The following is an 11,912-nucleotide window of genomic DNA, read 5'->3' as shown; positions in this document are numbered from 1 at the left end:
ACGCGCCCGCGGGCAAAAACGGGCTGGGACAGCCTGACCGAGTCCGAGCTCAAGGTGGTCAACCTGATTGCCCAGGGCGCGACCAACCGTGACGTCGCGCAACGGCTCCACCTTTCCCCCCATACCGTTAAGACACACGTGCACAATGCTTTCGCCAAGCTGGGCATCGCGTCTCGGGTTCAATTGGCGCAGCTCATCCACGGCACTGATTGACCGACAGCAAATCGGATAGCTGACGGCGGCATGCCTACAATGACATGCACTGCAGCGACAATCCGGTGAACGGTAGGTAGATAGGACACCCGGTGGGGCCTCCAACCGGCATTTTTGACGTCGGCGGTCGGCGGCTGGTCACTCCGCCGATTCGGGGGCGGTCAGACGAGCTGAAACTGATCGGCGCGCTGGTGAGCGCGGTGGCCCAAGGGCGCGGGGGCGTGCTGGTCATCGAGGGGCCGCCGGGCATCGGAAAGAGCCGCTTGCTCACCGAAGTATTAGCGCTGGCCGACAAGTGCGGGGTGCGCACCTTATTCGGTGAGGCGTTCGAATACCAGCAGATGGTGCCGTTCTATTCGCTGTTCATGGCGACGCTGAACGCTGATCCCCCGGTGGGAGACGCCGAGGCGTTGCGCGGACTGGCCGGCTCGGCCGATTTGCGCTACTGGGTGGTGCACGATCTGGCCGACGCGATTCATGCGGCGGCCGCGCAGACCCCGCTGGCGATCGTGTTGGAGGACATTCACTGGGCCGACAGCGGGACGCTGTTGGCTTTGCGGTCGCTTGCCAACGTGCGCGCGGATGTGGCGGTGTTGTGGGTGTTGACCGCCCGCACCGGGGCCGGCGGGCCAGCGGTGCAGGAGACCTTGTCGGTGCTGCAGCGCGCGAAGGCCACATTCGTGCGATTGCCGGCAATCGCGCCGAACGCTGTCGCCGACATGGTCTGCGACACGGTGCGGGCGAAAGCCGACGTGTCGCTATTGAATCTGGCCGCCAAGGCGCACGGCAATCCGTTTCTGGTCAGCGAGCTGGTCGGTGGTCTCGGCGAGGAGGGCCGGCTCACTCTTTCCGGCGGCCGTGCGAAGGTGACCGGAGAGGGGCTGCCGCGGCGTTTGGGCGCAACGATGCACCAGCGGCTGGACCTGCTCTCCGAGGATGCTTCGGAGGTGGTGCGGGTAGCCGGAGTTTTGCCGGACCGGTTTTCGGCCGGCTTGCTGGCCGCGATGCTGGACCGCCAGCCCGTCTCGTTGCTGTCGGCGCTCGAGGAGGCGGTGCGCGCAGATATTTTCGTCGAAGACGGTGAGCGGTTGAGGTTTCGGCACGATCTATTGCGCGAGGCCACCCGGCAGTCTCTGCCGCAGTCGCTGCGGCGAGCGATGGAGCGCCAATCGGCGTCGGTCATGCTCGGGATGGGGGCGGTGCCGGCCGAAGTGGCTGCCCAGCTGGCGCGTAGTGCCGAGCCAGGAGACGGCGAGGCGATCGGGGCACTGCGCCAAGCCGCGGAATCGGTTGGCCACAACGACGCCAGTTCGGCCGCCGACTTGAGCATGCGCGCGTTGGAGCTATTGCCCGCCGACGACCCCGACTACGGTTTCCTCGTCGCCGACACGGTGGAGTGGCTCAACCGGGCCGGCCGCTACGACGATGCCGAAGAATTGGCCGTCGTGGCCCTCTCGCAGGCGGCTTCGCCCGAAGAACAGGCCGAGATTCGCCTCCGGCTCCCGGCTCACACCAAGCACAACACCCAGCGGCGCGTGGAGGAGAATCGGCGCGCGCTCGAGTTGAGCGACATCAGCGAGGTCACCCGGGCACGGCATCTCGCGTGGTTGGCCTACAACGTGGCGTTGCAGGACCAAGGTGGGCAACGGCGCACGACAGCCGACCAGGCTGCCGCGGCCGCCGCAGCCACCGGTGATCTCGAGGCCACGATCATGGCCGATGTCACCGTCGCTGTGCTCGACGCAGGTGAGGGGTACACAGGCCGCGCCGTAAGCCGCCTCGAAGAGCTTTCCCCGCCCACGTCCACGAACGACGCGGCCTTAGCTTTTGCCTATGCCGCAATGCATTACGCGAACCTGCTGGCGGTGGTCGGTCGGTTGGACGACGCGACGGCACGGGTCGCCCGCGGCATCGGGCAAGCCCAGCGGGAAGGCAACGCGATGGCCCTTTTTATCTGGGCCGTCTTCAGTGGGATTGTCCACCTCGCTGCGGGCCGGCTATCGGCCGCTCGCGACGCCACGGAGTCATTGCCGCCACCACAGCCGACGGGTGCGACCGAGCCCGACATACTGCGGATGGTGACTCTGGCTGAGGTGGCAGTGCACACCGACGATCGAAACTTGCTGCAGCACATGGTCAACGACGCGCGCGATGCTTACGCCGCCGGCTCAGCCGCGGTGCGTCGAGGAGCGGCGTATGTGCTCGCACTGGCGGCGTGGCAGCACGACGACGTTCATGACGCGATGCGCTGGCTCGGCGAGGTCACCCTATTGGGGACACCACTTTTCCCCCATGCATTCGTTCGGCTGATCTTGGGTGCGCGAGTTGCTCTGGCCGCCGGTGATGCCGGCTTGCGCGCACGGGTCTTGCAGGCCACCGAGGTGCTGGAGCGTGAGCGGCCTGCGGTGCCGCTGTTGGCAGGGCTGGCCGGCTATGCCCGCGGGGTCCTCGAACACGATGCCCAGGCGCTGGTGGCCGCCGCGGAGTTGCTTCACTCGTCGGCGCGCCCGCTTCTGTTTGCAAGCGCGGCCGAGGACGCCGGCGCTGAGCTCGCTCACATCGGCCGTGGCGATGCGGCGGTTGCTCACCTCAATGCCGCATTCGACACCTACACAAGCCACGAAGCGATTGCCGATGCGCGCCGGGTCGGCCGCGCGCTGCGCCGACTAGGAGTGGAACGTCGCATCGTCACCCACCCGCGGGCGAAAACGGGCTGGGACAGCCTCACCGACTCCGAACTCACGGTCATCAACCTCATCGCACAGGGCGCGACCAACCGCGACGTCGCCACCGAACTGCACCTCTCCCCCCACACGGTGAAAACCCACGTCCACAACGCGTTCGCCAAGCTAGGCATTACTTCCCGCGCCCAATTGGCCCAGTTCATGCGCGGCACTGATTGACCGACAGCAGATCGGGTGGTGTGGGCGGGCAGGCCTACAATGGCGGGCACTGCAATGCAGTCCGGTAGACGGGAGACAAAAACCCGGTGGGGCCTTCAACTGGCCTATTTGATGTCGGCGGCCCGCACCTTGTCGCGCCGCCGATTCGGGGCCGGGCAGGCGAGCTGAAACTGATCGGCGCATTGGTGACCGAGGTGGCTCAGGGGCGCGGGGGCGTGCTGGTCATCGAGGGGCCGCCGGGCATCGGCAAGAGCCGCTTGCTCACCGAAGTGTTAGCGCTGGCCGACAAGCGCGGGGTGCGCACCTTATTCGGTGAGGCGTTCGAATACCAGCAGACGGTGCCATTCTTCTCGCTGTTCATGGCGACACTGCGCGCGGATCCCCCTATCGGTGATGCTGAGGCGTTGCGTAGCTTGGGCACGTCTGCCGATTTGCGCTATTGGGTGGTGCACGATCTAGCCGACGCTATTCATGCGGCGGCCGCGCAAACCCCGCTGGCGATTGTGCTGGAGGACATCCACTGGGCCGACAACGCCACGCTGTTGGCTTTGCGGTCGCTTGCTAACGTGCGCGCGGATGTGGCGGTGTTGTGGGTGTTGACCGCCCGCACCGGGGCCGGCGGGCCTGCGATGCAGGAGACCTTGTCGGTGCTGCAACGCGCGAACGCCACCTTCGTGCGGCTGGCGGCCATGACACCGGACGCCGTCATTGACATGGTCCAAGACGCCGTGCGGGCGAAAGCCGATGTGTCGCTGTTGAATCTGGCCGCCAAGGCGCACGGCAATCCGTTTCTGGTCACCGAGCTGGTCGGCGGGCTGGGCGAGGAGGGCCGGCTCACTCTCTCTGGCGGCCGTGTGAAAGTCACCGGGGACGAGCTGCCGCGGCGCCTGGGCGCAACGATGCAGCAACGGCTGGACCTGCTGTCCGGCGAGGCCTCAGAGGTGGTGCGGGTGGCCGCCGTGTTGCCGGACCGGTTCTCGGCCGGGCTGTTGGCCGCGATGCTGGAACGCTCACCCGCGTCGTTGCTGTCGGCGCTCGAGGAGGCGGTGCGCGCGAATCTTTTCGTCGAAGACGGTGAGCAGCTGAGGTTTCGGCATGACCTGTTGCGCGAGGCCACCCGGCAGTCGTTGCCCCAGTCGCTGCGGCGAGCGATGGAGCGCCAATCGGCGTCGGTCATGCTGGGGATGGGTACGGCCCCGGCCGAGGTGGCCACCCAATTGGCGCGCAGCGCTGAGGCGGGAGACCGGGAAGCCATCGATGCGCTGCGCCAAGCCGCGCAATCGGTTGGCCGCGGCGATGCGAGCGCGGCCGCGGACTTGAGCAAGCGCGCGCTCGAACTACTGCCAGCCCACGACCCCGACTATGGGCCCCTCGTCGCCGAGACGGTGGAGTGGCTCAACCGGGCGACCCGTTATGACGAAGCCCAAGGGCTTGCCGACAGCGCGCTCGCAACGCAGCTGTCGCAAGACGACGAAGCCGAGATTCGGCTGCAGGTGGCCGCTGGGACCGAGGACCCGGAGCAACGCATTGCCGAAATCCGTCGCGCGCTGCAGTTGGTCGGCATCAACGACATCACCAGGGCACGCCACCAGTCGTGGGTTGCCTACTTCGAGGTGGTCAATGGCCTGCAGTCGGACGCCTCGGTAGTGAGCCTGGCCGCGGCCGCGGCAACGGCGACCGGTGATTTGGAAGCCCGGATCGTCAGTGACACCGCGCTTGCCCTGATCGACTATCAGGATGGATATGCAGTGCGCGCGCTTCGGCGCATGGACGAGGTGGCAGTGCTGTCGCGCGACGGCGAGGCCACCTTCGGCGCCGTGTATGCGGCCAAGCGCCGCGCGGGTCTGGTTGTTTGCGTGGGCAGCTTGGAGCAAGCCCGCGCGCTGGTTGCCGAGGGTACCGAAAAAGCGCATCGCGAACGTAACGCGATGGCGCTTCCCGGCTGGACCCACCTGAGCGGGATGGTTCATGCTGCGGAGGGCCGTCTGGCCGATGCCCGTCGCACCATCGAGGCTTTGCCCCGGCGCGAATGGGCGAACAGTACCGAGGTCAACATTGAGCGCATTCTCGTTCTAGCTGAGGTGGCCGTGCGGACAGGTGATCGAAAGTTATTGCAAGGCCTAGTATCTGAGGCGCTCGGTTTGTGTTCGAGCACCTCTCCGTTGTTGTCCTGCGGCGCGGCTTACGTGATCGCTCTTGCCGCGTGGCACCGCGGCGACGTTCACGATGCGGTGCGCTGGCTAGGGGGCCAGAACGTGCGTGTAATCACACCCCTGTTTCCCAACGTGTTCGATCAGCTCATCTTGATGTCACGGGCGGCCATCGCGGCCGGCGACGCCGGACTGCGCGCGCGGGTCCTGCAGAGCATCGAGGTGCTGGAACGCGAGCGCCCAGGAGTGGCGTTGTTCGCGGCGGTCGCGCACCAGGCTCGCGGAATCCTGGAGCGTGACGCCGATGCGTTGTTGGAAGCGGCCGACGCGTTGGGCACGTGGCGTCCGCTTCTTCACGCGGGTGCCGCCGAGGACGCCGCGGGCGAACTAGCGCGCGCCGGACGCGACGCGGAGGCCATCGAGGGCCTCAATAAAGCATTCGACGCTTTCGTGGAATGCGAAGCGATCGCCGATGCCCGCCGAGTGGGCCGCGCGCTGCGCCGATTAGGCGTGGAACGTCGCATCGTCACCCAGCCACGGGCCAAAACGGGCTGGGACAGCCTCACCGACTCCGAGCTCAAGGTCGTCAACTTGATTGCACAGGGTGCGACCAACCGCGACGTCGCCACCGAGCTGCACCTCTCCCCCCATACGGTGAAGACCCACGTCCACAATGCATTTGCCAAACTGGGCGTTGCCTCGCGTGCCCAGTTGGCACAGCTCGTCCGCGGCGCTGATTGACCGACACGTCAAATACGCGGCCGCCTAGTACTGCATCCATGCGGCCCTAAACATCAACCCTCGGGCGATGGTTTTGCGCGGTCCGCGCGATGACCGTAGTAGTCGACAACTGATCAAGTGCTCACCGAGCGACGATCGAGGCGCAGCCGTACGCCCCGCCAGTGAGCCCACCAGGGGAAGAGCGAACAATGCTGGACGCAGCATGCGAAATGCTGGCGGTGACGTTCCGGGTGGCCGGGTACGCGATGGTGTCACGGTGACCGCGAGCTGGCTCAGCCCGATTGCCGATTCCGCACGCCGCGTTATCGATGCCGGCACACAGGAACGACGCGCGCGCAGTGGTCAACTTGCAGCCACGATCCAGCGGTTGAGTGCCAGGCGGGCACGAAGACGACATGAGCAATGGGAATTCAGGGCATGGCTGCAGATAACCGCAGACCCTCTTTGGTAGACGTTGTCGGCCACCCCGATGGCCTGACGATGTCCGAATCCAGTTGCGATAGCACAACCAATCACGCTCAAACCTGAGCGACGGTTTGATGATTCAGAATCGGCAACGGCTCGCGTCGCTCATGAGCGAATGCTGTTGTTGTCACGGCCGCGTTCAGCGCTTCGGCCTAGTACTAGACCCCTTCGGCCCTAAACATCAATCCTCGGGCGATGGTTTTGCGCTGTCCGCGCGACGACCGTAGTAAACGACAACTGATCACGTTCTCACACCAAAGCGATGGCGTAATCACGCCACACCGTTGCGGTGAGCACACAAAGGAAAGAGCGAACGATGTTGAATGCTGCGCATGGGATGCTGGCAAAACTGCCAGTGGCATTCGGTGTCGCTGGGTACGCGATGGTGTCCCCATGACCGCCGTTCACATCAGCTTGATTGACGAATCAGCAAGCAGCACTGCATATCCAGAGCGCGCCATGTCTGGTAACGAAGTGACGACGCCAAAGACGCCACCCATGCGAAGCAGCCGCAGGCGAATGCCAGGCGCACGCCAGTCGCTGGCCTGCCATCGCACAGTTACCACCAGCGATGGCGTCTCGCTGTCGGTTCGCGACTGGGGATCTCACACCGCTGCTCATACAGTCGTGCTTCTCCACGGCTTTTGCTTGAACAAACAGTCCTGGGATATTCAGATGGCGCAGCTGATCCGCCGCTGGGGCAACAAGGTTCGTATCATCAGTTATGACCACCGCGGTCACGGTGACTCGGGCAATGCGTCAATGCACACATACCGGATCGACCGACTGGCCAACGACCTCGCCGAACTGCTGGTTGCGCTTGGGGTTACGGGCCCGCTCACCCTGGTAGGCCACTCAATGGGCGGCATGACGGCCTTGGCGTATCTTCGTCGGCCAACGAGCAACCGTCCCGTTGAGCCGGAGAGCCTTGTTCTCATCGCGACCGCCGCGGGAAATCTCGGCTCACACGGCCTCGGCCGGCTGCTGAACACCCCCGCGACAAGCATGCTCTACCACCTCGTCCACCGCATGCCTCGCGCAGGTACCGATGGGATAGTTCAATTCCTCTCCCGACCGGTGTGCGCGGCGGTAACCAGGCGTGGCGGATACGGTGAAGCCGCTCCGAAATCGTTGGTCGCTAAGTCAGCGGCCACTATCAACACCACGCCCTCGACGACCAAGGTCGGCTTCCTACGCGGTCTAAAAGACTACGACTGCTCTCATACGCTGGGCTTCATCGTTGCCAAGACGACCATCATCAGTGGAGGAGCGGACAAGCTCACCCCGATGTGGCACGCCCGCGAGCTCGCCGACGGTATCCCGGGCGCAACCCTCATCCACCGGCCCACCGCGGGGCACACGCTTTTGCACGAAATCCCTCAGGTCGTCACCGAAGCCATCAGCTCCGCCATCGCCGCCGGTGGCGCGGCTCTGGCGTCCGTGCGGTCGGAAAACCCGCCAGCCGGCGACTACCACATCGACCATTGCGATTCGGCATCCAAGGCTTCATCCGTCGAAGTTGATGAGCGAGCGTCATGACCCGGGCAGGCAGAACCTCCGCCTTACGTCAGCTGATCGATTTCGACGTCTGTGCGGGTGCCTGTGCAGTCGCCTTACCGGACCCTTCAGTCGACTATGTCTTCAGCGCAACGCACACGCAGCTCGTATTGACCAGTCCGTCAAGAACGCGGTCGTTAGGTATACACCGACCCCGCACTAAAGATCACCCGCTGGTCGATGGTGGCGGCGGTGCCGGGCTGCCAACGTAGTCATTGAGCTCTGGATCGCCACGATATCGCCGCCGTCCTATCACCGGCTTCGAGAGCAGCGACGAGACAGAGGAATTGAGGAAACGATGATGAGCACGGTGTTGGGAATGTTGATGATGCTGCCGGTGGTGTTCGGTGTCGGCGGATACGTGTTGGTCAACCACCGACCATGAGACCCCCAAGACGACACCGCGGCGCGCGCCGGCGCCCCCACGGCGTCTCTACTTCGAGATGCCTACTCACTCCATGTTGAGACGCGCATGATCAGCGCGCGCTGCGGTGTCATGGGGCGCCAGGGACATTCCATCGATGGGAAGAGGAGAAATACGGTGAGCGGCCACAACCTGAGCGCGGCTCACGAGGAAATCCTCGAGCCGTTGGCGCTACGCTGGTCCGCCAGCCCAAACGGGGACGGCCAGCATGCGCCGAACGTAACCGCGGAGAACGCATCTGATTCAATTGGGTCACCGCGATTGCGGGGCATAACCAGCCCGCCCGGCCCTGCGGGAAACGATTGGGATGGCGATAGGCCCACGCCCGACCACGACGCGGCAACGCCGAACATTTCCGTTCGAGCGCTCGGTTCAAGGAATTGGCGCGGTTCGGACGTGACCGGCACAGCCGGGCGTCGCGACAGCGGCCCCGGAGAAACTGCTGCGCGAGCAATTCTGCTCGGCACCAAGCTACATGTTCCGGCCATCGGGCCCGACCTCGTTCAACGGACCGCTCTGCTAGACGCATTGTCGGAGGGACGCCGCCGCAAGCTGACTCTACTGAGCGCGCCGGCTGGCTGGGGCAAGACGACAGTCCTGGCGCAATGGGCCCTGAGCGCGGGTGAAGACCAGCGGTTTGGCTGGCTGTCGCTCGATACGTCCGACAACGACCCGGTGTGGTTTTGGATGTACGTGGTAGCCGCGCTGCAGCAGGTCAGTCCCGGGATGGGGATTCGCGCGGTCGAACTCCTAGCGATGGGCGCCGACCCAATGCAGGTCGTGCTGCCTACCCTGCTGAACGATCTGGACACGATCGCTGAACCGATGGTGCTCATTCTTGATGACGCCCACCTGGTGGTGAATCGAGCGGTTCATGAGCAGCTCGCATTCTTCATCGGCCGGTTGCCGGCGAATCTTCACTTGGTGTTGGCGACCCGATCTGACCCGATATTGCCGCTGGCCCGGCTGAGGGCCAGGGGCGATCTTGCCGAGGTGCGAACAGACGATTTACGTTTCAAAGCTAGCGAAGCGCAGCATCTGCTGAACGATGTATTCGGGTTGGGTCTGGCAGACGCGGACATTCAATTACTGCACCAACGCACCGAAGGGTGGGCTGCCGGGCTCTACCTTGCCGCCCTCTCGCTGGCCGGGCGTGCTGACGCCACGGCGTTCATCAAGACGTTCGCAGGCGATAACCGCCATATCGTCGACTACCTGATGGCCGAGGTGCTGGACGGCCAGCCACCGCACGTGCGCAGCTTTCTGTTACGTACCTCGCTCCTGGAACGACTCAGCGGACCGCTGTGCGACGCGGTGCTGCAAACGTCTGGTTCTGCCTCGGTCTTGGAAGAGATCGAACGCGAAAACCTGTTTGTGGCACCGCTGGACATGTCGCGCCGCTGGTATCGCTATCACCAGCTGTTCGCGGAGTTGCTGCGCACCGAGTTGCGTCGCAGCGAGCCCGACCTCGTCGCCGATCTGCACCGACGGGCCGCGACCTGGTTCGAGGAAGAGGGGCTGATCGATGAGGCGCTACGCCACCTGATCGCCGCCGGTGACATCGCGCGCAGTGCTGATCTGATCGCCGCGGACTGGGTCGACGAATTCAACGGCGGCGGCTCCTCGACCATTTCGGGTTACCTCGATCTGCTTCCCCAGGAGACCGTTCTACAAGATTCGCGGCTGTGCGTGGCGCGGGCCTGGATCGCCTTGAACGCGGGTCAACTTGACGATGCCGCCAGGTGGATCGACGCAGTCGAGACGGAATCCCCGGATGACGGTGACGGCATCAGCGCTCAAGCCGTCGTGTTGCGCGCCACTCACTCCTTCAAAAAGGCCGAAGTCGCCGCTGCGCTTGAAACGGCTCGCCGGGCGATCAGCCTCGATCTCGGCGTAGCGCCCCAGGGTCAAGCTAGCGCTTACTCCGTCTATGGGTCCGCGCTCTACTTTGCGGGTAGCACCCACGAGGCGCAAGGCGCTTTCCGGCGGGCCGTACGGCTGGCCGAGAAGGTGGGCGATCGTCGCACCCGCAGCTACGCGTTGGGCTATCTGGCGCTGATTTCGGCCGAGCAGGGTCAGCTCGCAGACGCCGAACTGCGGATCCGTCGGGCATCCGGTAGCTCCCGGGACCTGGCCGACGGGGAGCACTTCGTGGACGTGATGGTGTCGCTCGCCGCGGCCGAGGTCCTCGCCATGCGTGGTGATGCGGCCGCAGCGGTGGCCGCCGCCGACATGGCCCTCATGTCGGCCCGCCAAGGTGGTGCGATCCTCGAGATCGCCAAGACGTTGCTGGTCAGGGCGGATGTCTTCGAGCACCTCGGTGACCACCAGACCGCGAAGGCCATGCTCGAAGAGGTGGAAACCCTGATGCGCGATTGCGCGGACGCTGGCATTGGCTCGCCACTGCGCGCTTCGGCGCGGCGGCGCGCGCCCGTCGCAGTGACTTCGCGCCACGAGGGTTGCGCGGCCGGTGAGGCACTGACGCCCAAAGAACTCGAGGTCCTCCGGCTGCTCGCTACCCGGTTGTCGCGACGTGAGATTGGTGCGCGGCTTTACGTTTCGCTCAATACCGTGAAGACCCATCAGCGCGCTCTGTACCGCAAGCTGTGCGTTGAGCACCGCGGCGCTGCGGTCAGCCGGGCGCGAGAACTCGGCCTGTTGTAATGGCCTGCCCGGGCCCTTGCCGGACGGTGCTGAACCTGAATCATGGCTCCTGAGAACGCCTCTCATTAATCACCCGGGTGAACAGACGGTCGGGGTGAAGACGATTCACCCTACGCGGGTGCAGCCTCATCGAAGAGCAGATGTCGGCGGGCTCATGAACATAGCTAAAGAGCACCGCCCCGGCCGCCGCCAGGGGGATCGGGAAGGGAACCAGGACGTGCCTAGAGGCTTCGAGGCCAAAAGGGTCGCCGCCTGCGCCGGCGATGCCGCCATGAGGCCGCAAGCCTCGGTCAACGCCGTCGATGGGAACGGCAGCGCCGTCACCGGTGGGCGCGCCGGAGCCGGTGCCGGCAGGCAAATCCTGCTGCGGGCATTTGGGCTTCTGGCATCGTGGGCGATCGGACTACTGGTTGCGGCTTGGATTGTTCCCAGAGTTTCGTTGTCGGTAGCGGGATTCGTCGTCGCGGTAGCCGTGTTCGCGGTAACGCAGGCGATGCTGTCCCTATCAATCTTGAAGTTGCCCAATCGGTACGCGTCGCTGCTCCTTGGGGGCACCGGCTTAGCATTGACGATCGTCGCGTTGATCCTCGCGTCGGTATTGACACACGGGCTCACTATTGTCGGCATTGCATCCTGGCTAGCCACGACGGTTGTCGTGTGGCTCGTGACAACGATTGGGGCAATCACGCTGCCCGAGTTGCTCATCCGCGACGGGACCGACTCGACCTGACCACATACACGCCTGTGCTAACGGATGTACGTGGGGTGGTTCGTGTCGAGATTGTGCATGTCGGG

General features: G+C 64.8%; 6 protein-coding genes. All 6 read left to right on the top strand.

The window, feature by feature from the left end; translation table 11 throughout:
* On the top strand, positions 1–213 hold a 213-nt coding region (locus A5686_RS05525), incomplete at its 5' end, for a response regulator transcription factor (protein WP_197520483.1).
* A gap of 92 nt (positions 214–305) precedes the next feature.
* Positions 306–3,116: a LuxR family transcriptional regulator gene (locus A5686_RS05520; RefSeq protein WP_082947496.1), complete on the top strand. Its 2,811-nt coding sequence runs from the start codon at positions 306–308 to the stop codon at positions 3,114–3,116.
* Positions 3,117–3,202: 86 nt separating this feature from the next.
* Positions 3,203–6,007, top strand: a complete 2,805-nt coding sequence (locus tag A5686_RS05515) for a LuxR family transcriptional regulator (RefSeq protein WP_067931922.1) — start codon at positions 3,203–3,205, stop codon at positions 6,005–6,007.
* Between the two features lie 858 nt (positions 6,008–6,865).
* Positions 6,866–8,011, top strand: a complete 1,146-nt coding sequence (locus tag A5686_RS05510; RefSeq protein ID WP_156749952.1) for an alpha/beta fold hydrolase — start codon at positions 6,866–6,868, stop codon at positions 8,009–8,011.
* Positions 8,012–8,849: 838 nt separating this feature from the next.
* Entirely contained in the window at positions 8,850–11,117 is a 2,268-nt protein-coding gene (locus A5686_RS05505) for a LuxR C-terminal-related transcriptional regulator (RefSeq protein ID WP_067931918.1), read from the top strand.
* Between the two features lie 217 nt (positions 11,118–11,334).
* On the top strand, positions 11,335–11,847 hold the full coding sequence (locus A5686_RS05500; protein ID WP_369829679.1) for a hypothetical protein: 513 nt from the start codon (positions 11,335–11,337) through the stop codon (positions 11,845–11,847).
* The last annotated feature ends 65 nt before the right edge of the window (positions 11,848–11,912 follow it).

Origin of the sequence: Mycobacterium sp. E2479 (assembly GCF_001667925.1) — a bacterium.
Taxonomy (GTDB): domain Bacteria; phylum Actinomycetota; class Actinomycetes; order Mycobacteriales; family Mycobacteriaceae; genus Mycobacterium.
The sequence above is the reverse complement of the archived record's forward strand: the minus strand, read 5'-3'. Positions and strand labels throughout refer to the sequence as shown.